The organism is Streptomyces sp. CA-181903, assembly GCF_050937075.1.
Lineage (GTDB): Bacteria > Actinomycetota > Actinomycetes > Streptomycetales > Streptomycetaceae > Streptomyces.
This window is the reverse complement of sequence record NZ_JBNJLY010000001.1, coordinates 6,529,050-6,554,621: the sequence shown is the minus strand read 5'-3', so window position 1 is coordinate 6,554,621 and position 25,572 is coordinate 6,529,050. Positions and strand designations below refer to the sequence as shown.

Here is a 25,572-nt window from a genome sequence, read left to right as displayed (position 1 = left end):
TGGGCGCGGGACCGGCGGTGAGGGGCAGACCGGGCCCCTGTCGTCACTCACCGCCGCCGGCTCACGTCGAATGGAGGGAGCCCGGATCGCGGCCCGTGGCCCGAGCGCCTCCCCTCACCCGTCCGGGAAGGTGTTCCGGCGGTCGCGCGTGTGGAAGTGGAACGCCAGGGCCGCCACCAGGATCGCGCCCCCGAACCACAGGGGGCCGAGGAGGAGATAAGGCAGCGGGACCGCGTCGCGGAAGCCGGCGGTCGTGGCGACCTGCATGGCGCCGAACGACGGCAGGTAACGGATGGCGTCGTCGTCCGCGACCGGGTTGGCCAGCGGGCTCTGCAGACCGGCGTCGATGATGCTGGTCATGATGATCACGAGCATGCCCGCCAGTTCGCTGCGGAGCAGGGCGCCGAGCATCACGCCCAGACCGCCGTAGGTCAGCGCCCCGCAGGCCAGGGCCAGCGCGAGCAGCCAGGGCCGCCGGGGCGACCAGTAGAGGCAGACCGAGAACGTCGCGTACGCGCAGGTCACGACCGCGACGACGACGAGCGCGGCGAACTTGGCGGCGAGCAGGTGGCGGCGCGGATAACCGGCCATCGCCAGCCGCCGGTCGAAGCCGCCCGCCTTGAACGTCACCGAGAACATCATGAAGCCGACGATGAGCGTGACCGCGTTGAGGGCGCCCGTGATGTTGCCGAGGTCGTTGCCGTGCGCGGTGACCGGCCCGTGCGTGGCGCGCAGCGTGAAGCGCACCACGTGGCTGTCGACGACCGCGTGCCCGAGGGAGATCCACAGCGGCACGAACACGACGACGAGGACGAGGGCGAGCCGGTTGCGGACGTGTTCGAGCAGCGCGAACCGGGCCGCGGTGGAGAAGTACGTCCAGGCGGTGGGCCGCACCGTCACCCCTCCGCCGCCGGGCCGGCTCCGGGCCCGGGCCTTCCGCCGTCGGCCAGCCGGCCGTCCTCCAGCCGCCAGAGCCGGTCGAAGCGGGCGGTGTCGTAGGCGATGTGCGAGACGACGAGGAACGACCGCCCGGCGGCGCGGAGTTCACCGGCCAGCTCCCAAAAGCGCTGGTATGACTCCCAGTCGAAGCCCTGGTACGGCTCGTCGAGGAGGAGCAGCGGCGGGTCGTGCATCAGGGCGAGGACGAGGTTGAGCTTCTGCCGGGTGCCGCCGCTGAGGGCGCCGACGCGGTGGCGGCGGTAGGCGGTGAACCGCAGCGCGTCCAGCAGCTCGTCCGCGCGGCGCGGGTCGGGGAGGCGGTACGCGACGTGGAACAGCTCCAGGTGCTGGTCCACGGTGAACGCCGGGTTGAGGACCGTCTCCTGCGGGCAGTAGCCGATGGGCCCTGGGCACTCGACCGTCCCCCGGTCCGGCCTGGCCTGGCCGGCGAGGACGCGGAGCAGCGTCGTCTTCCCCGAGCCGTTCTCGCCGACGACCCCGGCCATGCACCCGGCCGGCAGGTCGAGGTCGATCCCGCGCAGTACGGGGTGGCGGCCGTACGCCTTGCGCACGCCGCGGACGCGCAGCACGAGCGGCGTGGGGGCGGGGGGCGCGGGGGCGGGGGCGTCAGCCACGGCCGTCCCGGGGGATGCGCGTCCGGAACGGGTCCGGCTGGGGCGGGTCATCCGGCTGGGGCGGGTCCGGCTGGGGCACGCGGTCTCCTCGGCCGGGCGGCGGAGCGACGACAAGGGGCCCGCCCATCCTTACCGGCGGCCGCTCCCCGGCGGGCTGCGCGTGCGGCGGATTCCACCGGGAATCGCCCGATGGGCGGTGCGCCGGCGGGATTCGGGAGGCGCACCACAGCGTTACGGGGACGCGGGGACGCGGCATCACCGTGGCGTGGCGTCACAGCGACGCGGCGCGGCGGTGTCGCCCGGTCACCCCATGCGGCGGGCGGCCTCCACCGCCCAGTACGTGAGGACGACGTCGGCCCCGGCCCGGCGGACGGCGGTAAGGGTCTCGGCGATGGCCCGTTCCCGGTCGATCCAGCCGCGGGCCGCCGCGGCCTCCACCATCGCGTACTCGCCGGACACCTGGTACGCGGCCACCGGGACGCGCGCGTGGTCGGCGACCGCCCGCAGGACGTCCAGGTAGCAGAGGGCGGGCTTTACCATGACCAGGTCGGCGCCCTCCGCCTCGTCCAGCGCGAGTTCGCGCAGCGCCTCGGTGCGGTTGCGCGGGTCCATCTGGTAGGTGGCGCGGTCGCCGCGCAGGTCGCATTCGACGGCGTCGCGGAAGGGGCCGTAGAAGGCGGACGTGTACTTGGCGGTATAGGCGAGGATCGCCGTCTCCTGCCGCCCCGCACCGTCCAACGCGGCGCGTACGGCGGCCACTTGGCCGTCCATCATGCCGCTCAGCCCGACGCAGTGGGCGCCCGCCTCGGCGTGCAACACGGCCATGGCGGCGTAGCGCTCCACGGTGGCGTCGTTGTCCACCCGGCCGTCGGGCGTGAGGACGCCGCAGTGGCCGTGGTCGGTGAACTCGTCGAGGCAGACGTCGCTCATCACCACGGCCGCGTCCCCGACCTCGTCGGCCACCTCGCGCAGCGCCCGCTGCAGTATCCCGTCCGGATCGAGCGCCGCCGACCCGACGGCGTCCTTGCGCTCCGGCACGGCGAACACCATCAGCCCGCCCACCCCGGCGGCCACTGCCTCCCGCGCCGCCTTGCGGAGCGACGGCAGGGTGTGCTGCACCACGCCGGGCATGGCGCCGATCGGGGCGGGCTCGGCGATCCCCTCCTTGACGAACAGGGGGAGGACCAGTTGGGCGGGGTGCCAGCCGGTGCCGGCGACGAGGTCGCGCAGGGCGGGGGTGCGGCGGAGGCGGCGGGGGCGGTGGGGTTCGTCACTGAGACTCCTGGTGGTCGCTTCTGTGGCGCGGTGGGGTGTGGGTTGGGGGGTGTGCCCCGGTCCCGCCCTTTCACCGTTTCTGCGAGGGCTGCGCCCCCGCACCCCCAGGACGGGCTGATGTCAGCCCGTCCGGCGCTTGAGGACGAGCGGCGAAGCCGCGACAAGCGGGGTCTGGGGCGCAGCCCCAGGAAACGGCGAAGTGGGGGTCCCCCCTCTGGGGGAGGGACCGGGGCTCCCCTACCGCGCCCCGCGCTCGTGCTCCTTGCGCAACGCCCGAGCGAGCTCACGCCCCGCCGACGCGGCGCCGGCCGGATCGAGGGGCGCCTCGGCCCGGCGGAAGGTGCGCCGGCACCCGTCCGTAGCGGTGATGACGGCGCACAGGTCGAGAACCCGGCCCACCGGCCGAGCGTGCGCCCCGACCGGAGCGCTGCACCCCGCCTCCAGTTCGGCCAGCACGGCCCGTTCGGCGTCGACCGCCGCCCGCGTCACCACGTCGTCCAGCGACCCGAGCACCCGCACGAGCGCCGCGTCGTCGGCCCGGCACTCGACGGCGAGCGCCCCCTGCGCGGGGGCGGGCACCACCCGGTCCGGAGCGAACAGCTCCGCCGCCTCTCCGAGCCTCCCGAGCCGCGCCAGCCCCGCCGCGGCGAGGACGACCGCGTCCAGCCGGCCGTCCCGCACCCGCCCCAGCCGGGTGTCGACGTTGCCGCGCAAAGGCACCACCACGAGCCCGGGGCACAGTGCGGCGAGCTGGCCGGCCCGGCGGGGTGAGCCGGTGCCGACCCGGGCGCCGGCCGGCAACCGGGACAGCGGACGTTTGTCGGCGGTGACGAGGGCGTCGCGCGGGTCCTCGCGGACGGGGACGGCGGCGACCACGACGTCCGACGGCCCGGCGGTGGGCAGGTCCTTGTAGGAGTGGACGGCGAAGTCGATGTCGCCGGCGCGCAGGGCGGCGCGTACCGCCTGCACGAAGACGCCGGTGCCGCCCATGGCGGTCAGGGGCGCGCTGTTGGTGTCGCCCTCGGTGGTGATGCCGACGGTCTCCACCCGGACGCCGGTGGCCTGTTCGAGGTCGCGGGCGAACGCGGACGACTGGGCCAGGGCGAGGGCGCTGCGCCGGGTGCCCATGCGGAGTGTGGTGCGTCCGACGGCGCCGCCGCGGCCCGCCGCCGCGTGGTGGTACGTGGCCGGGGTCCCCGGTGTCATGGCGTCTCCCTTCCGGCCGGGCCGGCCGCCGGGCCGGGTGGCGCGGGCTGGTCCGGCCCGCCGAACAGGTCGTGGACGACGGCCACGTAGGCGTGCCCGTCCGGCTGCGCGGCCATCTCCCTCACGCGGACGGTCGGCCGGTGGACGATCTTCTCGGCGATGCGGCGGGCGGTGCGCGCGACCTCGCCGCGTACGTGGTCGGCCAGGGCCGGGGTGCGCCCGAGCAGCCGGTCGACCTCCGCCTCGGCGATGGACAGGACGTTGTTGCGCATGGCGACGATGAGCGGGGTCACGGTGGCCAGGTGGCGTCCGGCCAGGAACGCGGCCGTCTCCTCGGCGACGATGCGCTGCGCCTCGTCCACCGGCACCCGCGCCGACGCCTCCTTCAGCCGGGCCTCCAGGCCGGCCAGGTCGACCAGCCGGACGCCGGGCTGCCGGGCGGCGGCCGGTTCGACGTTGCGCGGCAGCGAGAGGTCCACGAGGACGAGCGGGTGCCCTGGCCCGCCGGCACGGGCGGCGGCGACGAGCTCCGCGGTGATCACCGGCGTACCGGCGCCGGTCGCCGCGACGACGAGCCCGGCGCGCCCGAGCAGCGCGGGCAGCTCGTCCAGCCCGGCGGCCCGGACCCCGTACCGCCCGGCGAGCCGCTCGGCGGCCTCCCGGCCGCGGTTGACGACGACGATTCCGCCGGCGGTGCCTGCGGCTGCCCGTGCGGGTCCGGCCGCCCGGGTGCTCCCGGCGGAACGGGCGCCGCGCGCGGCCTCGGCGGACCCGGCCGCCGCCGTCCACCCGGACGCCTCGTCGGCCCCGAGCGGTCTCACGTCCCGGGCAGATCCGTCGGCGACGGCCGCACGGGAAGCCCCCGGGCACTCGGCCGTACCCCATGGCCCAGGAGTCAGGGCGTTCCCGGCGCCCCCGGCCGCGTCGGTCTTCCCGGCGCGCTCGTCGGCCGTGACCGGCTCGGCTCTTCCGGCGCCTCCGACGGCCCCGGGCGCCACCGCTTCAGCCGCTCCGACGGGCATGCCGCTCGTTCCGGCCGCGGCCGCGCCGGAGCTGTCGGCGACGGCGGCGGCACGGGACGTCTTCGTGTCCTCGGCCGCCCCGAGTGCCGTGCCGGGCAGGGCACTTCCGGCGCCCTCGGACGGCTGGGCGGCCGCCGGGCCCAGGGGCTCCCCCGCCGCCCCGGACCCGCCCCGCCGCAGCGCGGCCACCGTCAGGGAGCCGAGGGCTCCGGCGCCGACGATCACCGTCGGCTGGGCGGGGAGCGGGCCGAGGAGGTCCGTCGCGGCGGCGAGGGCCACGCCGACCAGGTCGGCGGCGGCGTGGGCGACGCCCGTGGTGGTCTCGACGCGTTTGCCGGTGCGCAAGGCGTGTTGGAAGAGGTCGTGGAGGACCGGTCCCGTCGTTCCGTGGTCGGTGGCGAGGCGGTAGGCGGCGCGGACCTGGCCGCGGATCTGGGGTTCGCCGAGTGCCATCGAGTCCAGGCCGCTGACGACGCGGAACAGGTGCGCGACGGCGTCGGGGCCCCGGTGGGTGTAGAGCAGGGGGCGGACGTCGGCGGCGGGGGCGCCGGTGGTCTCGGCGAGGGCGCGGACGGCCTCGTCGGCGGCACGGTCGGGGCGGTCGGATTCGAGGTAGACCTCGACGCGGTTGCAGGTGGCGAGAACGACGGCCTCGGCGGGGTCCGGGGAGCGGGCCAGCAGGCCCAGCAGCGCGGCAGCCTGGGAGTGCGTCAGCGCGAAACGTTCCAGCACCGGGTGCGCGGCGGTGTGGTGGCTGAGGCCGGTGACGAGAACGGTCATCGCGCCGCCCCGACCGTGCCGGCCGCCAGCCAGTCGCGGGGCCGCAGGAACTCGGCCAGCCGCTCCTCCTCGCTGCCGGGTTCCGGCGTGAGGTCGAAGCCCCAGGAGGCCGTGGGCGGCAGGGACATCAGGATGGCCTCGGTGTTGCCGCGGCTCTCCAGGCCGAACCGGGTGCCGCGGTCGTGGAGGAGGTTGAACTCGACGTACCGGCCCCGGCGCAGGAGCTGCCAGCGCCGCTCGCGTTCGCCGTACGGGGTGTGCGCGCGCCGGCGGACTATCGGTAAGTAGGCGGGGGCGAGGGCGCCCAGCCCGCGGGCGACGAAGCGGAAGGCTCGGTCCCAGCCGTCCGGGCCGCCGGGGCGCAGGTGGTCGAAGAAGATGCCGCCGACGCCACGCGTCTCCCGCCGGTGGGGCAGGTAGAAGTAGGCGTCGCAGTTCTCCTTGGCCCGGGCGTAGAAGTCCGGGTCGTAGGCGTCGCAGCAGTCCTTCAGGGTGCGGTGCAGGTGCCGGGCGTCGTCCTCGAAGCCGTAGGAGGGCGTCATGTCGGCGCCGCCGCCGAACCACCAGACGTCGTGCGCGGCGCCGCCCGGTCCGTCGTCTCCCGAACTCACCTCGAAGTAACGGAAGTTGGCGTGGAAGGCGGGCACCCACGGGTTGCGCGGGTGGAGGACGGTGGACAGGCCGGTGGCGAAGAAGCCGGCGTCGGGGGCGATGTCGTGGCGGTCGGTGATGGCGTCGGGTACCCGGTCGCCGTGGACGGCCGACACGTTGACGCCGGCCCGTTCGAACACGGCGCCGCCCTCCAGGACGCGGGCCCAGCCGCCCCCGCCGCCGGGCCGCTCCCAGTCGTGGGCGGTGAACCGGGAGCGGCCGTCGCCCTCGCCCTCGCCGTCGCACTCCTCCAGGGCCCGTATCAGCGCGGCCTGCGCGTCGAGCATCAGCGCCAGCGCCTGGTCCCGTCGGGTCGTCATGCGGGCACCCCCTTTCCGTCGTCGCCGGCTGTTCCGTCCGCGGCCGACGCGTCCATGCCCGCGTCCGTGTACGCACCCGCGTCCGCGCGCTGAGCCGTCTCCCCGTCCGCGCCCGCCTCCGCACGCACACCCACCTCCGCGTCCTCGCCGGCCTCCGTGTGCCGGTCGAACCCGTGCACGGTCTCGATGAGGCGCTGGACGTGCCCGATGGGCGTGTCCGGGCGGATGCCGTGCCCGAGGTTGAAGATGTGCGGGCCGCCCAGGCCCTCCCGGAGCACGGCCCGTGCCCGGCCGGCCAGGGCCGCGGGGCGGTGGACGAGGACGGCCGGGTCGAGGTTGCCCTGCAGGGTCCGGCCGGGCAGCGCCCGGCGGGCGGCGGACAGCGGGGTCCGCCAGTCGACGCCGACGACCTCGGCGGGCAGCTCCGCGAACCGGTCGAGCAGGTGGTGGGCGCCGACCGCGAAGTGGATGCGCGGGACCGCGAGGTCGTCCAGGGCGGCCAGCACCCGCCGGGTGTACGGCAGCCCGAACTCCGCGTACACGGCGGGTTCGTGGGAGCCGGCCCAGCTGTCGAAGAGCTGCACGGCCTGGGCCCCGGCGGTGATCTGCATGCGCAGGTAGCGGATGGTGACGTCGGTGAGCCGGTCCAACAGCAGCCTGGCGGCCTCGGGTTGGGCGTGCAGCCAGACCCGGAAGCCGGCGTGGCCGTCACCGGCCCCGCCCGCGTCCACCAGATAGGTGGCCAGGGTGAGCGGCGCGCCGGCGAAGCCGATCAACGGTACGTGGCAGCGCTCGCGCACGGCGCGGACGGCGTCGGCGACGAAGGGCGCCGTTTCCCCGGGCCCCGGCACCCGCAGCCGCCGGACGTCGGCGAGGGTGCGCACCGGCCGGGTGATCACCGGTCCGGGGGCGAATTCGATCTCCACTCCCATGTCGGCGAGCGGCGTCATGATGTCGCTGAAAAGGATCGCCGCGTCCAGGGAAAACCGCCGCAGGGGCAGCATGGTGATCTCGGCCGCGACCTCGGGATCACGGCACATCTCCCAGAAGCCGTAGCGCTCTTTGAGTGCGTTGTATTCGGGCAGGTATCGGCCTGCTTGCCGCATGATCCATATGGGCGCGCGCCGGGTGTCCTTACCCGAGGCGGCGTCGAGGAAAATACTCATCCCGGAAGCTCAGCCCCCGTTATTCAGAGTTCCGAATTCATGCCTCGGCCAGTCTGTTAGGGGCCTTGTTTGAGTGTCAAGGGCGAGTCTAGGATCGCCCCTTGATTGGGGGTGGACGATATATGGAACATGAGAATCCGAGCCCTACCGGCGTCGTCCTGATGAACCTGGGCGGACCGCGTACGCTGCGCGAGGTCGGCCCTTTTCTGCACTCCCTGTTCAGTGACCGGGAGATCATCCAGCTCCCCGCGCAGTCCACTCTGGGCCCGCTGATCGCCCGGTTGCGCACCCCTCGGCTGGAGAGGGTCTACGCCGGCATCGGCGGCGGCTCCCCGCTGTACGACTGGACGGTCCGTCAGGGTGAGGGGCTGGTCAAGCGGCTCGACGTACTCAGCCCGCAGACCGCGCCGCACCGCTTCTACCTGGCCTTCCGCTACACCGAGCCGAGCAGTGCGCAGGCGCTGCGCCGGATGGCGGCGGACGGGGTGCGGCGCGTCGTGGCGTTCCCGCAGTACCCGCAGTACTCCTGTTCGACCACCGGTTCCAGCCTGCACGACCTGTGGGCGTCCGCCCGGCGGCTGCGGCTGGACGCCGCCTTCCGGTGGAGCGTCGTCGACCGGTGGTCGACACATCCGGCGTATGTGCAGGCCATGGCGGCGAAGGTGCGCGAAGGGCTGGCCGAATTCCCGGAATCCGAGCGGGACGACGTCGTGGTGCTGTTCAGCGCGCACTCGCTTCCGCAACGCGTGATCAACAAAGGGGACCCTTATCTTCAGGAAGTGGCGGGAACCGTTCGCGATGTGATGCGGGAGCTCGGCGACCGCCAGGAGCACGTGCTGTGTTTTCAGGCCGATGTGGGCCCGGTGACATGGCAGGGCCCGAACACGGAATCCGTGATTCGATCCCTCGGAAAACAGGGGCGGCGCAATATCCTGATAGTGGGAATCATTTTCACCACCGACCATCTGGATACGCTATCGGAAATAGACGTCGAGTTCGCGGAGGCCGCCGAGGAAGCCGGTGTCACGCGGTTCCGGCGGGCGCCCGCGCCCAATGACGACCCGCTCTTCCTGGACGCCATGGCCCAGGTGGTCGCCGACCATCTGGCCGCCGGGGCCCCCTGCGGACCGCAGTTCGGGCTGCGCTGCGCGGGGTGCGCGGATCCGGCGTGCCGGGAGATCCTCAACCCCGTTCGGGCCGAGCCGACTTCGGCCCCGGACGCGACGCCATGACCGCCGCGCACGGCGCCGCGACCACCGGACGCGGCGCCGTAACCGGGGCGGCGGCACGCCCGCGCGTCGCCGTCGTCGGTGGCGGCATCACCGGACTGACCGCCGCCTTCGAGCTGCTCTCCGCGCTCCCCGGCGCGGAGGTGACGGTCCTGGAGTCCGAGCCCGTCGCCGGCGGGAAGATCGCCCGCCACCGGGCGGACGGCTACACCGTCGACCTGGGCCCCAACGGCTTCCTCGACAACGGCGCCGACGCCCGCACCCTGGCCGACTCCCTGGGCCTCGGCCCCCGGCTGCGGCCGGCCGCGGACGCCGCCCGGGAACGGTTCCTGCTGCGCGGCGGCCGGCTGCTGCCACTGCCGCTCGGCGCCGCCTCCTTCGCCGTCAGCCCGCTGCTGGGGCCCGCGGCGAAGGCCCGCGTCCTGGCCGAGCCGCTGGTCCGCCGGGCGGGCGGCGAGGAGACCGTTTACGCCTTCCTCACGCGGCGGTTCGGACCCCGGGCCGCCGCCCTGCTGGCGGCGCCGCTGGTGCACGGCGTCACCTCCGGCGACCCCTGGACGACGAGCCTGGACGCGGCCTTCCCCCGGATCAGGGCGCTCGAACGCGACCGCGGCAGCCTGCTGCTGGCCGCCCTGCGCGGCCGGCTGCTCCGCGCCGCGGGCCGCGCGGGCCCGCCGCCTCGGCTGACCGGCTTCGCCGACGGTGGCATGCGGGTGCTGGTGGACGCGCTGACGCGGCGGCTCGGCGAACGGCTGCGCACGGGACGGCCGGTGACCGCCCTGCGGCCCGCGCCCGGGCCGGCGGGCGGCTGGCTGGTGGAGACGGCGGGCCACCCGCCTCTCCGCGCCGACCACGTCGTCGTCACCGTGCCCGCCCCCGCCGCCGCGCGGCTGCTGGCGCCGCATCTGCCGCGCGCCGCAGGGATGTTGGCGGGCGTGCGGTACGCGCCGGTGCGCGTGGTGTCCGTCGGCTACCGGCGGCGCGATCTGGCCGTCCTGCCGCGCGGCTTCGGCTATCTGACGGTACCGCCGGAGCCCACGCGGATCCTCGGCGTCGTCCACGCGTCCGTCGTCTTCCCCGACTGCGCGCCGCCGGACGGCGTCCTGCTGCGCGCCTTCGCGGGCGGCGCCGAGGACCCCGGCTTCGCGGAGCTGGACGCGGACGAGGCGGTGGCCGCGGTGCACCGCGACGTCACCGCGCTGTTCGGCCCGGCGGCGGGGCCGGAGTTCCGGCACGACCACGTCTGGCCCGAAGCGATCCCGCAGTACGCGCCGGGCCACGGCGCGCGGGTACGGGCGCTGCTGGACGCGGTCGCCGGTGTGCCCGGTCTGCACCTGGCGGGCAGCGCGTACCACGGCGTCGCGGTCAACGAGTGCGTCCGCGACGCGCGCCGGGCGGCGAACGAGGTGCTGGCCGCGCTGGGCGCGGCGGCGACGACCGCCTCCGCCGGAGGGCCGTCCCGGGCCCCGGGCCGGCCGGGCACCGACGAGCGGCCCACGGCCCCCACCCCGCCCCCGGAACGGACCTTGACCGCCGAACGGCCCCCCGCACCGGCCTCACGGTACGTACCCCCGGGCGTGCACGACGGCTCGCGGGGCGAACCCGCCCGCGCGCCGGAAGACCGGCCGTCCGGGCCGCCGTCCCCGCCCGGCGACCCGGGGGGCGGCCCCGCGCACCCGTACCAGGAACCCCACCAGCCCCTCCCCCGACACGAGGAGAAGCAGCGTGACCGACACGACCCAGGCCCCCTCGGCACCGGCCGGTCCGACCGGACCGGCCACCCCGGCCGCCGGGGACGGTGACGGGGCCGACAAGCGGGCGCAGACGCGCCGGATGCTCGGCGACCGTCTGCGCCGCTACCTCGAACTGGAGGCGGAGCGCGGCCCGGAGGAGGCGCGGGAGGTGCTGCTCGACGGGTATCCCGAGCGCCAGGCGGCCCGGATGGGGCCGCTGATCACGGGGTGTTCACTCGCCGAGGGGTTCGGCAAGGCCCTCCCCCGGTTCGCGGCCATGGGGTTCCTGGAGGAGGCGATCGACGTCTCCACCGACGACGAGGACGTGGTCATGGAGGTGTGCCGCACCTGCATGTGCCTGACCGCGGCCGAGGACCTCGGGCTGAGCGAGCCGCGGCCCGTCCTCTGCGAGCTGGACTTCGAGGCCACCCGGCGGGCCTTCCCCGAGATGTCCGCCGGGAGCCTGCGCCGGCAGACGGACGGGCACCACGTCTGCGTCTTCCGTTACGCGCGCCCCCGCCCGGACGTCCCGGAAGGGCCGTCCTGACACAGCCCGGACTCGACGAGCAGCAGCAGGTCGGCGGCGAGCGTCTCCACCGGCACGTCGCCCTTGAGCACCTGGCCGCGGGCGGCCGACAGCAGGTGCATCAGGAGTTCGGCGTGCCGGCCGGGGCTGACCCGCTCGTCGAAGACGCCTTCGGCCCGGCCGTCCTCCAGCACCTCGGAGAGGAGGGCGCGCAGCCGGTCGGTGTGGGCGGCCATCCGCTCCCGTATGGTGGGGCTGATGCCGAGGGCCTGCAACTGCAGGGCGCCGGACCGGCGTTCGGGCCGCGCGAAGTACTCCAGGTGGGCCGTCAGGAACGCCTCCAGCCGGGCCCGGGGGCCGTGCACGCCGTCCAGGCGCTCGCGCAGCCGCCCGTAGAAGCGGTCGACCTCGTCGCTCACCACCGACAGCAGGACGTGCTCGACGTCCTTGAAGTAGTTGTAGGCGGTGGCCCGGGAGACGCCGGCCCGTTCCGCGATCTTCGACATGGTGGTGCCGGCCAGGCCCTGCTCGGCCGCGATCTGCACCGCGGCCTCCCCGATGGCGGCGCGCAGTTGTTCTTTGTGCAGGGCGACCATCCGGTTCCATCCGGAACCGGAACGGCCGGCCGCCGCATCGGGTCGTTCGGTGTCCACTCACTCTCCTTGGACAATGTGTCTAAGCGTTGGCGCTTGGTCTACTATCTGGCGGGACTGTTGAGGCCCCGGAGCCGAGGCCCCAGATTAGACCCCGAATGCGGTGATGCAGTGCGTAGCGAAGCGAAGGCCGGGCGTCAGAGGAGCAGGTCCGACCGCGGCACCGAACCCCCCGCACCACCCTCCTCCGGCGCCCGGCCGCGCCTGCTCCTCTGGCTGGTGGTGGCCGGCTGGCTGCTGCTCGCCGGCGTACTGAGCCCGTTCCAGGGCAAGTTGCAGAGCGTCACGAGCAACAACGCCGCCGCGTTCCTGCCCGGTTCGGCGCCGTCCGCCGAGGTGTCGCGGTTCCTCAAGGACCGCTTCCCCGACGGCGACACCCGCCCGGCCCTGGTCGTCCGGCACCGCCCCGGCGGGCTGACCGCCGCCGATCGCGGCGCGGTGGTCGCCGAGGCCGCGCGGCTGCACGCCGTCCCCGGCACCCGCACGCCCGTCGCCCCCTTCACCGCCGACGGCCGGCCCGTGCCCGGACTGGTCTCGGCGGACGGCTCGGTGGCCGTGACGGTCGTCCCGGTGACCGCCACGGGCGGGAAGAAGGTCCGCGAGACCGTCGACGCGCTGCGCGACGCCCTCCACCCGCCCTCGGGCGTCACCACGGACGTCACCGGCCCGGCCGGGATCAGCGCGGACGCCATCGCCATCTTCAGCGACGTCGACTTCCGGCTGCTGGCGGCGACGGCGGTCCTGGTCCTCGTCCTCCTCCTGATCGTCTACCGCTCCCCGCTGCTGGCGTTCGTCCCGCTCGTCGTGGTGAGCTTCGCCTACGTCCTGGCCGCCGGGATCGTCTACGCGCTGGCCGCACACGCCGGGCTGCTCATCAACAGCCAGGCCACGTCGCTGATGCTGATCCTGATGTTCGGCGCCGGCACCGACTACTGCCTGCTGATGACGGCCCGTTACCAGGAGGAGCTGGCGGCGGACCCGTCCGCCGCCTGGCCCGCCCTGCGCCGCGCCGTGCGGCGGGTGTGGCCCACCGTCTTCTTCAGCGGCCTGACGGTGATGGCCTCGCTGTCCGCCCTCTTCGCCGCCGACCTCGGCTCCACCCGCGTGCTCGGCCCGGTCGGCATCATCGGCACCGCGAGCGTGCTGCTGTCCACGTTCACGCTGATGCCCGCGCTGCTGGCGCTGATCGGCCCGCGCGCCCTGCTGCGCCGCGCCGCCCGGGCCACCGGTGAAGGCCCGCGGAAGGCCGGGGCGGTGGGCCGAACCTGGGAGCGCACGGCGCGGGCGGTGTTCCGCCGGCCGTGGTGGGCGACGGCCGCGACGCTGCTGTTCTTCGCGGCGGGCGCGACCGGGCTGACCCGGTCCGTCGACGACATGAGCCTGCTGCACGCCTTCCGCGAACCGACGTCGTCCGCCGACGGCTACCGCACCCTCTCCGACGCCTTCCCCGCCGGGACCGCCGCGCCCCTGACGGTCGTCGTGGAACGCACCGACGGCCCGCTGTCCGGCGCCGACCTCGCCGGGGCCGCCGACCGGGTGCGCTCGGTGCCGGACATCGCCTCCGTCGCGCCCCAGCCCGTCCGGTCGGAGGACGGCCGGGCGGGACGGCTCCAAGTCGTCCTCGACACCGACCCGTACGACGCGAAGGGGCTCGACCGCGTCGCCGACGTCCGGCACACGCTGTCCTCCGGACTCCCCTCAGGGGTACGGGCGTTGGTGGGCGGCGACCCGGCGGTGCAGCTCGACACCAAGCACGCCGCCGACCGCGACCTGCGGATCCTGGTGCCACTGATCCTGGCCATCATCATGCTGGTGCTGGTGGCGTTGCTGCGGGCGGTGATCGCGCCGTTGTACCTGATCGCCACGGTCGTCGTGTCGTTCTTCGGGGCGCTCGGCATCTCGATGTACGTCTTCCGCGACCTGCTGGGGCAGCACGGCGTCAACCCGGTGATGCCGACGTTCGCGTTCCTCTTCCTGGTCGCGCTGGGCGTCGACTACAACATCTTCCTCATGGCGCGGGTCCGGGAGGACGCCCGCGCCCACGACACCCGCACCGCCGTGCGCACCGCCCTGCTCAGCACCGGATCGGTGATCACCAGCGCGGGCCTGGTGCTGGCGGGCACCTTCTCGATCCTGATGATCCTGCCGCTGGTGATGCTCTTCCAGCTCGGCTTCACGGTGGCGCTGGGCGTGCTGCTCGACACCGTCCTGGTGCGGGTGGTGCTGGTGCCGGCGGTCACCTGGCTGCTGGGCGAGAAGGCGTGGTGGCCCGCGCGGCGCACGGCGACAGTGGGTCCGGATCCGGCCGACTGACAAGGGAGTTGACCCGGCATGACCGATACCGCGGGCGCGACGGGCGCCGGTGTGCGGCGTCCCGCCGTGCCGCGCACCGCCTGGACCCGGCTCGCCGTCTACACCGCCATCGCCGCGCTGCTCCAGGCCGACGGGACGATCGTCGCCGTCGCGCTGCCGTCGGTCGGTTCGGCGTTCGACGTCTCCGCGGGGACCGCCGCGTGGCTGATGACCACGTACTTCGCGGTGTACGCGGTGGGGTTGTTCCCGGGCGGGCGGCTGGTGGACCGGTTCGGCCCCGGCGCGGTGGCCCTGGCCGGGCTGGCGGTGTTCTGCGCGGGCACCCTGACAGGCGCGCTGGCGGGGTCGTTCGGGCTGCTCGTCGGCTCCCGGGTGCTCCAGGGCGCGGGCGCCGGACTGGCGAGCCCGGCGGCGCTGGCCGGGGCGGTGTCGGGCTTCCCGGCGGAACGGCGGGGCACCGCGTTGGGCATCTGGGGCGCGGCCTCGGGGCTGTCCAACCTGGTGGGTCCGCTACTGGGCGGGGTGCTCACGGAGGCGTGGGGGTGGCGCGCCAACTGGTGGGCGCTGCTTCCGCTGGGCCTCGCGCCGGCGGTGTGCGTCGCCCGCTGGGCACGGCCGCCGACGGACGGCCGCCGGGGGGCACCGGGGGCGGCGGCGTCGGAGGAGCCGGCGGTGCCGGGGACGACGGGGCCCGCGATGCCGGTGTCGGAGGAGCCCGCAGTGGCGGGCACAGCGACACCGGGACCCGGGGCGCCGGTGCCGGGGGCGCCGGTGCCGGGGGCGGCGCTCCCGGGCGGGCGGCCGTCGATGGGCGCCGTACGCGGCGCGTCCGCCGTGGCCGCCCTCACGTTCGCGGTGATGATCGGCTCGTTCTACCTCGTCGAGCAGTACCTCCAGCACGCGGCGGGCTACGGCGTCCTGCGGGCGGCGCTCGCCCCCATGGTGGTCGCCGTCTGCATCGGCGCGGCGGGACCGGTGGCCGGCCGGCTCACCGACCGGCACGGCGAACGGCTCCCGGCGACCGCCGGCTTCCTCGCCTGCGCGGCGGCCTGCGGCGCGTACGCCCTGCCCGGTACCGCGCCGCACGGCCTCTGGCTGCTGCCCGGCGGCGTCCTCCTCGGCGCGGGCCTCGGCCTGCTGTTCCCCTCGACGTCCCGCGCGGCCCTCAACTCCGTCCCCCGGCGCCTGCACGGCCGCGCCTCCTCCCACCTCTCCTTCGGCCGCCTGGCCGGCGCGGCCTGCGGAACGGCCCTAGCGGGCCTGGCCTTCCACGACGGCGTCACCACCGCACACCTGCGCACAGCCCTCACCGGCGGCGCGGTCCTGGCGACGGCGGGGGCGGTGCTGGCCGCGCGGTGGTTCCGGCAGACGCCGACGGGTGGCGGGGGTGGTGGGGCGGAGGACTGAACGCGGCGCGGGACGGGGCCCGGCGAACCCGGAGGGTTTCACGGGCGGCTCCCCCTCACCTCCCCGGGTGCGCGCGCCCGTCCGGCCGGACCCGAGGGCGCGCCGCCGGGCACGACAGCCGGCCGGCACGGGCCGCCTACCAGGGCAGGGGTTCGCCGTGCCGGAAGAAGCCGCCGGTGGGGCCGGAATCCGGCAGGGTGGCGGCCCAGACGACACTGGCGGCACCCGGCTCGACGGGTCCGCCGCCCGGGCCGCCCATGTCGGTGGCGATCCAGCCCGGGCTGACGGCGTTCACCAGGATCCGCTCGGCACGCAGTTCGTCGGCGAGCTTGCGGGTGAGGGCGTTGAGAGCCGCCTTCGAGACTCCATAGGCCGGGGTCCCGCCGGACATGTGCTCCAGGGATCCGGACTCGCTGGAGACGTTCACCAGGCGGGGGTGGGCCGAGCGGCGCAGCAGCGGCAGGAACGCCTGCGCGGTGTGCCAGGCGCCGAAGAGGTTGGTCTCCAGGGTGCGCCGAACCTCGTCGAGGTCGACGGAGGCGGCGTGCCGGGCGGTGTCGTAGTTGACGGCGGCGTTGTTGACGAGGACGTCGAGGTGCCCGAACTCCTCCTCCACGCCGCGGGCGAGGGTACGGACGCCGTCGACGTCGGTCACGTCGAGCCGGCGGGGCAGCAGCGTGCCGGGCACTCCGGGAGCCAGGTCGGCGACGGCCCGTTCGGCGTCCTCCCGGCGGCGGGCGCACAGCAGGACGGTGTGACCGAGCGCGGCGAGCTGACGCGCAGTCTCCCGGCCGATTCCCCGGTTGGCGCCCGTGACCAGCGATACCGGTGCGGCGGTGTTCATGTTCTCTCCCTATGCGGACGGTCTGGCCCTACGCGGACGGTCTGGACCCGGGCAGCACGCTATGCCGTCGTCCCGCGTAAGTGAGTGAGGCCCGGCGCCCGGGCGGGCTGCGGCCCTGGACGTGGTCCTCACGCGGCACGACGGCCGGCGGCCCTCGGTTCGGCCCGCCACACGCCCCGGGTCAGCGGGTGAACGAGTTCCCCGGCGTCACGCCCGTGCCAGACATGCCGCGACCTGCCTCACCCGCCTGATGCTCCATGGGCACCTCGGACGAGCACGGCGCCCACTGAGCCGTAGGCCCGGCCCGTGACACGTCCCGCCCCTGGCCACGGCACACCCGACGGCCCGTCGCCGGCGCCGGCCGCGCACCATGGCACCGAGCTCAGGGCAGGCCGGATGCCGCCCGCTTGGCCCAGCGTCCGCCCCGCCCCGGCGGTCCGCCTCACGACAGCAGCGCCTGCCACGTCGCCGGGCCCACCACGCCGTCGGCGTCCAGGTGCCAGGCCGTCTGGTAGGCGACGACCGCGTCGCGGGTGCCCGGCCCGAAGACGCCGTCGACGTCCAGGGCGGAGCCGTGGGCGACGAGGAGGTGCTGGACCGCCCGGACGGCGGGGCCGGTGGAGCCGGAGCGGACGGTCAGGATCAGGGCCTGCCAGGTCTTCGGGCCGATGACGCCGTCCGCGTCGAGGCCGGCCGAGCGCTGGAAGGTGGTGACGGCGTCCCGGGTGGCGGGGCCGAACACGCCGTCCGGGACCAGGGTGGCGCCCCGGGCGTTCAGCAGGTACTGGGCCGCGGTCACCTGCGGGCCGCGCTGCCCCTGGGCCGACAGCGGCCAACCGGCCGTCGGGGGCGGGGTGTAGGCGCCGTCGGCGAAGGAACGGAGGTCCTGGAGCGATCCGTTGAAGACGTCCTGATCGCCGGGGAGCGGGCCGCGGTCCGAGGTCTGCCAGATCGCGTACGTGGACCAGCCGGCGGGCAGGGGGTGGGCGGTGCCGCTGTGGTTGGCGACCCACAGAGGGAGCGTGGTGCCGAAGTCCCGGGAGCCTCCCGTGCACCGGGCCCACCAGGAGACGTTGGTGTAGAGGGCCGGGTGGCGGCCGGTCCGCTCCCGGTACCGGTCGGCGAAGGCGTGGATCCAGGCGGTCATGGCGGCCGGGTCCAGCCCGTAGCAGGCGGGGACGCCGGCGTCGGGGTAGCCCTCGACGTCGAGGGCCCCGGGCAGCGTCCGCCCGTCGGCCTGCCAGCCCCCGCCGGCGGCGAGGAAGGCGTCGGCCTGGGCGGCGCCGTCCGAGGAGTCGGGCCGGGCGAAATGGTAGGCGCCGTGCACCAGTCCGGCGTCGGCGGCGCCGTCGTACTGCCGGGTGAAGAACGCGTTGCGGTAGGTCAGCCCCTCGGTCGCCTTCACATAGGCGAAGGAGGCCCCCGCCGCGACGGCGGCGGACCAGTCCACGTCCCCCTGGTACGCGCTGACGTCGAGCCCCCGCACGGCGGCCGGCGCCGGGGCCGCCGATCCGGACGACGGCTCCGGCAGGCTCGATCCGGCGTGGTGGCGCGCCTCCCCGCCGGTGACCGGCGGAACAGGGGCCTCCGCCCGCGCCGCCGCCGGCTGGGCGAGGGCGCCGAGCAGGAGGTGGACGAGAACGACGGCGCGGCGGCGTGACCGCGGATCCGAAGGCAGCGCCCGGAACGGGGAGTTCATCACAGGCTCCCGAGGGATGCGGGCCCGTCCGGCCGGGGTCGTCCGCGCCGTCCGCGGACGGCGCCTCCGGTCCGTCCCCGACCGGGTGCGGTACGCGCGGAACGGCCCGGTGCCGCGGCCGCCCGGGGGGTGAGCAGGGTGACCGGGATCGTAGCGACGTGCGCAGGCCAGGGGAATGCCTCGTTCCGGGCATCTTTCCGCCGGGGAGGATCCGGCGGGGAGGGTTCCGACGGCGCGCGCCCCGCTTCCTCTCGCCGTCGTCACCCGTGCTTCCTCTCGCCGTCGTCACCCGTCCAGCAGCGCCTGCTCCCACTCCGCCGCCCGCCGCTCCGTGTACTCGGCGTCGGCGCGCCAGACGTCGCCGTGCCCCTCGGCCCACATCCGGGCCCAGGGCTGTTCGCCGAGGGCGGCGCGGTCGCGCAGGAAGTCGTACATCGCGCGGGCGCGCAGGGCCAGGAGGGGGACCAGGCGGCGGCGTTCCGGCTCGTCGAGGCCGTAGGCGTCGACGAGGACCCGCAGGCGGCGCGCGGCGTCGGTGCGCCGCAGGCCGGGCCGGTCGGTGAGCGGGACGAAGCCGTGCGCGGCGTAGGCGAGGTCCCCGAGGCGGGTGCCGGGCGCGGCGGTGTCCCAGTCGATGAAGGCCCAGCCGGCGTCGCCGTCGATCACCAGGTTCCAGGGGGCGAGGTCGTGGTGGGCGATGATCTCGGCGCCGTCGGCGGGGACGAGGGTCCGCCAGCGGGCGTCCGGCGGCGGGGTGAAGTCCCGGACGGCGTCGTGGAACGCGCGGACGGTCCGTCCCACCCGGGCCAGCCGCGCCTCGGGGTCGAGGAGGGCGAACCGGTCGGGCCAGACGACGTCGCCCGGCATGTACGTGAGGACCTCGCGGCCCCGGTCGTCGATGCCGAGCGGGCGCGGCGCGGCGGTGAAGCCGGCCGCGTGCAGATGGGTGAGGAGGGCGTGGACGGCGGGGGTCCAGGGGCCGGTGGGGCGGCGGACGGTGTCGCCGGCGCGGACGACGCCCCCGCTGACGTTCCCGCCGGTCAGCGGCAGCTCGTCGTGATGGGTCATGGGAGCGATTCTTCGCCACCGGGTGGCCGCAACCGCCGCCGGAGGCGAGGTTTCGGCACGGCACCGCCGGGTTACCCGTCCGGTCTGAGCACACCGGTCCCGGACGAGGAGGGAGTGTCCGCCCCATGGCCCCCTGGCCCCCCTCACCGAGTACGGCTACTTCCTGGCCTGTGAGGAGCACTCCCCCGCGGACCTCGTCGAGCAGGCCCGGATGGCCGAGGACGCCGGGTTCACCTCGCTGTGGATCTCCGACCACTTCCATCCGTGGACCGGCGAGCAGGGGCACAGCCCGTTCGTCTGGTCGGTGATCGGGGCGCTGGCGAAGGCGGTCTCCCTGCCCGTCGAGACCGCCGTCACCTGTCCGACCGTGCGGATGCACCCGGTCGTCACCGCGCACGCGGCGGCGACCAGCGCCGCCCTGCTGGGGCCCGGCCGGTTCCGGCTGGGGGTGGGCAGCGGCGAGGCGCTCAACGAGCACGTCCTGGGCGGCCCGTGGCCGCGGGCGGCGGTCCGGCTGGAGATGCTGGAGGAGGCCGTCCGGGTGATGCGGCTGCTGTTCGACGGCGGTCAGGTCAGCCACGCCGGGCGGCACTACACCGTCGAGAACGCCCGCCTGTACACCCTTCCGGACGAGCCGGTGCCCATCGACGTCTCGGCGTTCGGTCCGGCGGCCACCGAGGTGGCGGGCCGGTGCGGCGACGGGCTGATCACCATGAGCCCGGACGCGGAGGCGGTCGACCGCTTCCGGCGGGCCGGCGGCGCGGGCAAGCCGGTGTACGGCGGCGTCAAGGTGTGCTGGGGCCCCGACCGGGACGAGGCGCTGCGCACCGCGCACCGGCTGTGGGCGGTGGAGCAGCTGCCGGGCGAGCTGAACCAGGTGCTGCCGACCCCGGCCCACTTCGAGCAGGCGGCGGAGCTCGTCACCCCCGACCGGGTGGCTCAGGCGGTGACCTGCGGGAACGACCCCGAGGAGCACGTGGCGGCGCTGCGGGCGTACGCGGACGCCGGTTTCGACCGGGTCCACGTCAACCAGATCGGCCCCGACCAGCGGGGCTTCTTCGACTTCTACCGGACCGAGGTACTGCCCCGGCTCGCCGACGAGGCGGGCCGGGCGGGCTGAGCGGACACTGAGCGGAGAGGAACACAGTGGCTGAGAAGGTCTCCGACCACATCCTGGCCCGGCTGCGCGAATGGGGCGTGGAGCGGGTCTTCGGCTATCCCGGCGACGGGATCAACGGACTGTTGGCGGCCTGGGAGCGGGCGGGCGACCAGCCGCGCTTCATCCAGGCGCGGCACGAGGAGATGGCGGCCTTCGAGGCCGTCGGGTACGCCAAGTTCAGCGGCCGGCTGGGGGTCTGCGTCGCCACCTCGGGCCCGGGCGCCATCCATCTGCTCAACGGCCTCTACGACGCCAAGCTCGACCACGTCCCGGTGCTGGCGATCGTGGGCCAGACCGCGCGGACCGCGATGGGCGGCGCGTACCAGCAGGAGGTGGACCTGCACACCCTGCTCAAGGACGTGGCCTCGGACTTCGTGGAGACCGTCACCGTCCCGGAGCAGCTGCCCAACGTCCTGGACCGGGCGGCGCGCACGGCGCTGGGCCGGCGGGCGCCGACGGCGGTGATCGTGCACGCCGACGTCCAGGAGCTGCCGTACAGCGCGCCGGGGCACGCGTTCAAGATGGTGCCGTCCAGCCTCGACCACAGCGACTGGCAGGCGGCCCCGTCGGACGAGGCCCTGGAGCGGGCCGCGGAGGTGCTCAACTCCGGGCACAAGACGGCGATCCTGGTCGGGCAGGGCGCGGCCGGGGCCCGGGCCGAGGTGGAGCAGGTCGCGGACCTGCTGGGGGCCGGCGTCGCCAAGGCCCTGCTGGGTCTCGACGTGCTCAGCGACGACCTGCCGTACGTGACGGGCTCGATCGGCCTGCTGGGCACCCGCCCGTCGTACGAGCTGATGCGCGACTGCGACACGCTGCTGACCATCGGCTCCAACTTCCCCTACTCCCAGTTCCTCCCGGAGTTCGGCTCCGCGCGGGCCGTGCAGATCGAGCTGGACCCGCACATGGCCGGGCTGCGCTACCCGTACGAGGTCAACCTCATCGGCGACGCGCGCGCCACCCTCCAGCGCCTGATCCCCCTGCTGCGGCGCTCCACCGACCGCGACTGGCAGCGGAAGGTGGAGGGGGACGTGGCGCGCTGGAAGAAGGTGATGGACAGCCGGGCGGCGGTGAGCGCCGATCCCGTCAACCCGGAGTACGTGGCGCGGGAGCTGTCGCCGCTGCTGCCGGCCGACGCGATCGTCACCTGCGACTCGGGCTCGGTGGCCAACTGGTACGCGCGGCACGTGAGCATGCGGCCGCCGATGCGCGGTTCGCTGTCCGGCACCCTGGCCACCATGGGCAGCGGTGTGCCGTACGCGATCGGCGCCAAGTTCGCCCACCCGGAGCGGCCGGTGGTGGCGCTGGTGGGCGACGGGGCGATGCAGATGAACGGGCTGGCCGAGCTGATCACGATCGCCAAGTACCGGTCGGAGTGGGAGGATCCGCGGCTGGTGGTGGGGGTGTGGAACAACCACGACCTCAACCAGGTCACCTGGGAGATGCGGGCGATGAGCGGTTCGCCGCAGTTCCTGCCGTCCCAGCAGCTGCCGGACGTGCCGTACGCGGAGTTCGCCCGGTCGATCGGGCTGACGGGCATCAAGGTGGAGAAGCCGGAGGACGTCGGGCCGGCGTGGCGCGAGGCGTTGGCCGCGCAGGGGCCCGCGGTGGTGGAGTTCGTGACGGACCCGGCGGTGCCGCCGATCCCGCCGCACGCGGACTGGGACCAGATCGAGGCGACGGCCAAGTCGATCATCAAGGGCGACACGGACCGGGCCGGGATGGTGCGGCAGGGCATCAAGGCGAAGGTCCAGGAGTTCCTGCCGCACCGGCACAAGAAGGAGTCCTGACGGGCGATGGGCAGTGACGGCAAGCCCGGCGGGATGGGCGATGACGGCAAGCCCGGCGGACGGATCGACGGCCTGGAAGTGGCGGCCTTCACCGTCCCGGCCGACGCCCCCGAGGCCGACGGCACCCTCGCCTGGGACGCCACCACGATCGTGGTCGTGGAGGCGCACTGCGACGGGGTGACCGGCACCGGCTGGACGTACGCCCCCGCGGAGGCGGGCGCGGCCGTCACCGGGCTGCTGGCCGACCTCGTCGTGGGGCGCGCGGCCATGGACGTCGCCGGCGCCAACGAGGCGATGGTCCGGGCCGTCCGCAACGCGGGACGGCAGGGGCTGCTGGGGTGCGCGGTGTCGGCGGTGGACATCGCGCTGTGGGACCTCAAGGCCCGGCTGCTGGGGTTGCCGCTGGTCCGGCTGATCGGCGCGGTCGTGGAGGACGTGCCGGTGTACGGGTCCGGCGGCTTCACCACGTACCACGACACGCACATGGCGATGCAGCTGGACACCTGGGTGCGGGGGCACGGCATCGGCCGCGTCAAGATCAAGATCGGTGAGTCGTGGGGCCGGGAGGTCCACCGGGACCTCGAACGCGTGCGGCACGCGCGGGAGACCATCGGCCCGGAGACCGCCCTGTACGTGGACGCCAACGGCGCGTACAGCCGCAAGCAGGCGGTACGCGTCGGCGGGGCGCTGGCCGAACTGGGCGTGGCCTGGTTCGAGGAGCCGGTGTCCTCCGACGACCTGGAGGGCCTGGCGGTCGTCCGCGACCAGTGCCGCTGCGACGTCGCCGCGGGCGAGTACGGGTACGACCCGGCCTACTTCGGCCGGCTGGCCCGGGTGGTCGACTGCCTCCAGGCGGACGCCACCCGCTGCGGCGGGCTGACCGGCTGGCTGCGGGCGGCGGCGGTCGCCCAGGCGCACGGCCTGGAGATCTCGGGGCACTGCGCGCCCCACGCGCACGCCCACGCGGCGGCGTGCGTGCCCAACCTGCGCCATCTGGAGTGGTTCCACGACCACGTGCGGATCGAGTCGACGCTGTTCTCGGGAGCCCTGGACCCGACCGGCGGAACGATTCGGCCCGGGGCCGACGGCGCCCCCGGGCACGGGATGACCTTCCGCCGGGCGGAGGCGAGCCCGTACCGCGTCCTGTGAGGAACGCCCTCCAGTGTCTCGTGCCTGTCTCGTGCCTGTCTTTTCCGCTTTGCCTTTTCCGCTTTCGTTCCTGAGGAAGGACCTTTGCGCATGTTCCGTGAGCGCGGCGCCGCCGCTTCCCTGAGCTCGAAGACATCCTTGGTGGCCAAATCCCCCCTGATTCCCCGCCGTTCCCCGATCACCGCGTCCCCCCTGGCCCCCAAGTCGTCACTCGCCTCGCAACTGGCGTCGGAGGTCGCGGTGGAGAACGCCACGACCCGCTACCTGATGTACGGACTGCTGCCCTCTTGGTTCATCCCGGGCGTGGCCGACTGGGTGATGCACCGGCGCACCCGCATCGAGGACACCTCGGGCACCAAGGAATCGCTGATCCACTCGCTGATGATGACCGAGGTCGGCATCCCGATCGCCCTCACCCTCCTCTTCGAGGTCAACCCGCTGCTGCTCTCGGTGCAACTCGGCGCGACGGCCTGCCATGAGGCGACGGCGCTGTGGGACGTCCGCACGGCCGTGGACAGCGAACGGGACGTCAAGCCCGTGGAGCAGCACATCCACAGCTTCCTGGAGTCCCTGCCGTTCGCCGCCCTGGCATCCCTGATGTGCCTCCACCCCGACCAGGTGCGGTCCCTGCTGCGCGGCGGCGCGGGCGACCCGACGGCCTGGAAGTTCGTCCCGCGCCGCCGCCCGCTGCCGGGCAAGTACCTGGCGGGGATCGCACTGGCGGTGGGCACGTTCGTGGCCCTGCCCTATGGCGAGGAACTTGTGCGCTGCGTCCGCCGGGGCATCAAGCGGCGCGGTCGGCAGCGGGCGGAGGCACGGGCCGAGCGGTACGACCGGGCGCTCGCGGGCTGAGGGCGGGGGCCGCTCCGGCCCACGCCGGGGGCGTTGTCGTACCCCGCTGCTACGGTCGCTTTCATGACGCACAGTGACCGTGCCTTGCGCATCCTCCACGAGCGCCCGGACCTGGCCGCCCTGGCGGCGTGGCCGTTCTCCTTCGACATCGGCGCGGCCGAGCACGTCGAGGAGGTCCGGCTCGCCTCGGGCGGGCCGCTGCGGCCGATAGCGGGCGAGGACTCGGGCGGCACGTACTTCCTCTGCGCGGGCGGCGCGGTCCTGCACGCCGACTCGGAGGGCTGGGCCGGGCTGCTCGCCGAGAGCCTGGACGACGCCCTGGAAATCCTCATCGGCCTGCCCGGCGACGCCGGTTGCCTCTCGTCCGAGGACGACGAGGCCACGCTGACCGCCGGCGTGGCGGAAGCCGAGGAGGAGCTACGGGAGAACTACGGGCCCGAATTCGACGCGGACCGCGCCACGCTGCTGTCCGGCCTCGGCCTGCGGCTGCGCCCGCCGCGCGAACTCCTCGCGCGCATGGAGCGCGCGGCACGGCGCACGGAACCCGACTTCGTGCTCCTCAACGCCGTCGAGGGCTGCGCCTATCAGCTGGACGAGAGCCTCCGCGCACCCGTGCGGGAGACCGTCCTGGCCTCCGCCCGGGCCGACCCGGCCCTGCCGGGCGTCGACGCCTCCCGGCACGCCACGCCGACGGACGACGCCCCGCTCACCTGGGCCCGCCTCGCCCGCCTCCAAGGCCACACCGAACTCGCCCGCGTCGCCCTGATACGCCTGCTGGACGGCGCGGGGCCGCGCGACGACGCCCTGGTGGCGGAATTGGTCGGCGAATTCGAGGCGTTGGGGGACACATGGCAGGCGGCTCGGGCCCGGCGGCTGCTGCCGCGCGGAGTGGTGGTCGCGGGCGGGTGAGGGAGCCATGCGGACGCCCGAATCCTGGGCGGTGCGCGACGGGCCTCCGGGAAAACTCCCGTGGCGCCCGAAAAGCCAGTGTGGAACCGTGGAAACCGGTAAGGAGCCCCACCGGAAACCGCACGGCAGCACCGACCCGACCCGAGGAGGTCCCATGTCCTCGAAGCGACGCCGCAAGAAGCGCGCCCGCCGCAACAACGCCGCCAACCACGGCCGCCGGCCCCAGTGCTGAACTGAGCACGGCATGGTC

The 25,572-nt window shown here is 74.9% G+C and carries 21 protein-coding genes; 10 read left to right on the top strand and 11 right to left on the bottom strand.

The window, feature by feature from the left end; all coding sequences use genetic code 11:
• Positions 1 to 114: 114 nt before the first annotated feature.
• The 7 genes from ACQEVS_RS29105 to hemE all read right to left on the bottom strand — a co-directional run bounded on the left by ACQEVS_RS29105 (position 115) and on the right by hemE (position 7,994).
• A complete protein-coding gene (locus tag ACQEVS_RS29105) occupies positions 115 to 894 on the bottom strand; it encodes an ABC transporter permease (protein ID WP_433025301.1) in 780 nt (259 codons plus the stop codon).
• A gap of 2 nt (positions 895 to 896) precedes the next feature.
• On the bottom strand, positions 897 to 1,574 hold the full coding sequence (locus ACQEVS_RS29100; protein ID WP_433025298.1) for an ABC transporter ATP-binding protein: 678 nt from the start codon (positions 1,572 to 1,574) through the stop codon (positions 897 to 899).
• Between the two features lie 303 nt (positions 1,575 to 1,877).
• Entirely contained in the window at positions 1,878 to 2,951 is a 1,074-nt protein-coding gene (gene hemB / locus ACQEVS_RS29095; RefSeq protein WP_433025295.1) for a porphobilinogen synthase, read from the bottom strand.
• A gap of 135 nt (positions 2,952 to 3,086) precedes the next feature.
• Positions 3,087 to 4,055: a hydroxymethylbilane synthase gene (gene hemC / locus ACQEVS_RS29090; RefSeq protein ID WP_433025292.1), complete on the bottom strand. Its 969-nt coding sequence runs from the start codon at positions 4,053 to 4,055 to the stop codon at positions 3,087 to 3,089.
• A complete protein-coding gene (locus ACQEVS_RS29085) occupies positions 4,052 to 5,857 on the bottom strand; it encodes a glutamyl-tRNA reductase (protein ID WP_433025289.1) in 1,806 nt (601 codons plus the stop codon). Before ACQEVS_RS29085 ends, hemC begins: the two co-directional genes overlap by 4 nt.
• Complete coding sequence (gene hemF, locus ACQEVS_RS29080; RefSeq protein WP_433025286.1) at positions 5,854 to 6,828, bottom strand: oxygen-dependent coproporphyrinogen oxidase; 975 nt, start codon at positions 6,826 to 6,828, stop codon at positions 5,854 to 5,856. The genes ACQEVS_RS29085 and hemF overlap by 4 nt, the downstream gene beginning before the upstream one ends.
• Positions 6,825 to 7,994: a uroporphyrinogen decarboxylase gene (gene hemE / locus ACQEVS_RS29075; RefSeq protein WP_433025283.1), complete on the bottom strand. Its 1,170-nt coding sequence runs from the start codon at positions 7,992 to 7,994 to the stop codon at positions 6,825 to 6,827. The genes hemF and hemE overlap by 4 nt, the downstream gene beginning before the upstream one ends.
• 122 nt (positions 7,995 to 8,116) lie before the next feature.
• Here hemE and hemH point away from each other — a divergent pair, with 122 nt between their 5' ends.
• The 3 genes from hemH to ACQEVS_RS29060 are packed head-to-tail and all read left to right on the top strand — an operon-like array spanning position 8,117 to position 11,503.
• On the top strand, positions 8,117 to 9,226 hold the full coding sequence (gene hemH / locus ACQEVS_RS29070; protein ID WP_433025280.1) for a ferrochelatase: 1,110 nt from the start codon (positions 8,117 to 8,119) through the stop codon (positions 9,224 to 9,226).
• Entirely contained in the window at positions 9,223 to 11,025 is a 1,803-nt protein-coding gene (gene hemG / locus ACQEVS_RS29065; protein WP_433025277.1) for a protoporphyrinogen oxidase, read from the top strand. The genes hemH and hemG overlap by 4 nt, the downstream gene beginning before the upstream one ends.
• Complete coding sequence (locus ACQEVS_RS29060) at positions 10,949 to 11,503, top strand: L-2-amino-thiazoline-4-carboxylic acid hydrolase (RefSeq protein WP_433025274.1); 555 nt, start codon at positions 10,949 to 10,951, stop codon at positions 11,501 to 11,503. The genes hemG and ACQEVS_RS29060 overlap by 77 nt, the downstream gene beginning before the upstream one ends.
• Here the strand turns inward: ACQEVS_RS29060 and ACQEVS_RS29055 are convergent.
• Complete coding sequence (locus tag ACQEVS_RS29055) at positions 11,461 to 12,135, bottom strand: TetR/AcrR family transcriptional regulator (RefSeq protein WP_433025271.1); 675 nt, start codon at positions 12,133 to 12,135, stop codon at positions 11,461 to 11,463. The genes ACQEVS_RS29060 and ACQEVS_RS29055 overlap by 43 nt on opposite strands.
• A gap of 111 nt (positions 12,136 to 12,246) precedes the next feature.
• Between ACQEVS_RS29055 and ACQEVS_RS29050 the strand changes: the two genes are divergently transcribed.
• Together ACQEVS_RS29050 and ACQEVS_RS29045 are read left to right on the top strand one after the other, a co-directional pair.
• On the top strand, positions 12,247 to 14,448 hold the full coding sequence (locus tag ACQEVS_RS29050; RefSeq protein ID WP_433025268.1) for an MMPL family transporter: 2,202 nt from the start codon (positions 12,247 to 12,249) through the stop codon (positions 14,446 to 14,448).
• A gap of 18 nt (positions 14,449 to 14,466) precedes the next feature.
• Positions 14,467 to 15,855 (top strand): MFS transporter, encoded by a 1,389-nt coding sequence (locus tag ACQEVS_RS29045; RefSeq protein WP_433025266.1) that lies wholly within the window; start codon positions 14,467 to 14,469, stop codon positions 15,853 to 15,855.
• Between the two features lie 136 nt (positions 15,856 to 15,991).
• Here the strand turns inward: ACQEVS_RS29045 and ACQEVS_RS29040 are convergent, their stop codons facing one another.
• From ACQEVS_RS29040 to ACQEVS_RS29030, 3 genes are all read right to left on the bottom strand, one after another.
• Positions 15,992 to 16,699 (bottom strand): SDR family NAD(P)-dependent oxidoreductase, encoded by a 708-nt coding sequence (locus ACQEVS_RS29040; RefSeq protein WP_433025263.1) that lies wholly within the window; start codon positions 16,697 to 16,699, stop codon positions 15,992 to 15,994.
• 442 nt (positions 16,700 to 17,141) lie between these two features.
• Positions 17,142 to 18,398, bottom strand: a complete 1,257-nt coding sequence (locus ACQEVS_RS29035; protein ID WP_433025260.1) for a GH25 family lysozyme — start codon at positions 18,396 to 18,398, stop codon at positions 17,142 to 17,144.
• 285 nt (positions 18,399 to 18,683) lie between these two features.
• On the bottom strand, positions 18,684 to 19,466 hold the full coding sequence (locus ACQEVS_RS29030; RefSeq protein ID WP_433025257.1) for a phosphotransferase enzyme family protein: 783 nt from the start codon (positions 19,464 to 19,466) through the stop codon (positions 18,684 to 18,686).
• A gap of 133 nt (positions 19,467 to 19,599) precedes the next feature.
• Between ACQEVS_RS29030 and ACQEVS_RS29025 the strand changes: the two genes are divergently transcribed.
• From ACQEVS_RS29025 to ACQEVS_RS29005, 5 genes are all read left to right on the top strand, one after another.
• Positions 19,600 to 20,586, top strand: coding sequence for a TIGR03557 family F420-dependent LLM class oxidoreductase (locus ACQEVS_RS29025; RefSeq protein ID WP_433027994.1), 987 nt, complete (start codon positions 19,600 to 19,602; stop codon positions 20,584 to 20,586).
• Positions 20,587 to 20,612: 26 nt separating this feature from the next.
• The gene (locus ACQEVS_RS29020) at positions 20,613 to 22,412 is read left to right on the top strand and encodes a thiamine pyrophosphate-requiring protein (protein WP_433025254.1); all 1,800 of its coding nucleotides are present in this window, start codon (positions 20,613 to 20,615) and stop codon (positions 22,410 to 22,412) included.
• A 33-nt stretch (positions 22,413 to 22,445) separates the two neighbouring features.
• Positions 22,446 to 23,561: an enolase C-terminal domain-like protein gene (locus ACQEVS_RS29015; RefSeq protein WP_433027991.1), complete on the top strand. Its 1,116-nt coding sequence runs from the start codon at positions 22,446 to 22,448 to the stop codon at positions 23,559 to 23,561.
• A gap of 267 nt (positions 23,562 to 23,828) precedes the next feature.
• Positions 23,829 to 24,413, top strand: coding sequence for a diguanylate cyclase (locus ACQEVS_RS29010; RefSeq protein ID WP_433027988.1), 585 nt, complete (start codon positions 23,829 to 23,831; stop codon positions 24,411 to 24,413).
• 63 nt (positions 24,414 to 24,476) lie between these two features.
• A complete protein-coding gene (locus ACQEVS_RS29005; protein ID WP_433025251.1) occupies positions 24,477 to 25,322 on the top strand; it encodes a hypothetical protein in 846 nt (281 codons plus the stop codon).
• Positions 25,323 to 25,572: the final 250 nt, after the last annotated feature.

Coding starts and splice junctions, on each gene's coding strand:
- hemC (WP_433025292.1), bottom strand. CDS start 4,055: ATGACACCGGGGACCCCGGCCACGTACCACCACGCGGCGGCGGGCCGC.
- ACQEVS_RS29085 (WP_433025289.1), bottom strand. CDS start 5,857: ATGACCGTTCTCGTCACCGGCCTCAGCCACCACACCGCCGCGCACCCG.
- hemF (WP_433025286.1), bottom strand. CDS start 6,828: ATGACGACCCGACGGGACCAGGCGCTGGCGCTGATGCTCGACGCGCAG.
- hemE (WP_433025283.1), bottom strand. CDS start 7,994: ATGAGTATTTTCCTCGACGCCGCCTCGGGTAAGGACACCCGGCGCGCG.
- hemH (WP_433025280.1), top strand. CDS start 8,117: ATGGAACATGAGAATCCGAGCCCTACCGGCGTCGTCCTGATGAACCTG.
- hemG (WP_433025277.1), top strand. CDS start 9,223: ATGACCGCCGCGCACGGCGCCGCGACCACCGGACGCGGCGCCGTAACC.
- ACQEVS_RS29045 (WP_433025266.1), top strand. CDS start 14,467: ATGACCGATACCGCGGGCGCGACGGGCGCCGGTGTGCGGCGTCCCGCC.
- ACQEVS_RS29040 (WP_433025263.1), bottom strand. CDS start 16,699: ATGAACACCGCCGCACCGGTATCGCTGGTCACGGGCGCCAACCGGGGA.
- ACQEVS_RS29035 (WP_433025260.1), bottom strand. CDS start 18,398: ATGAACTCCCCGTTCCGGGCGCTGCCTTCGGATCCGCGGTCACGCCGC.
- ACQEVS_RS29030 (WP_433025257.1), bottom strand. CDS start 19,466: ATGACCCATCACGACGAGCTGCCGCTGACCGGCGGGAACGTCAGCGGG.
- ACQEVS_RS29015 (WP_433027991.1), top strand. CDS start 22,446: ATGGGCGATGACGGCAAGCCCGGCGGACGGATCGACGGCCTGGAAGTG.
- ACQEVS_RS29010 (WP_433027988.1), top strand. CDS start 23,829: ATGTACGGACTGCTGCCCTCTTGGTTCATCCCGGGCGTGGCCGACTGG.
- ACQEVS_RS29005 (WP_433025251.1), top strand. CDS start 24,477: ATGACGCACAGTGACCGTGCCTTGCGCATCCTCCACGAGCGCCCGGAC.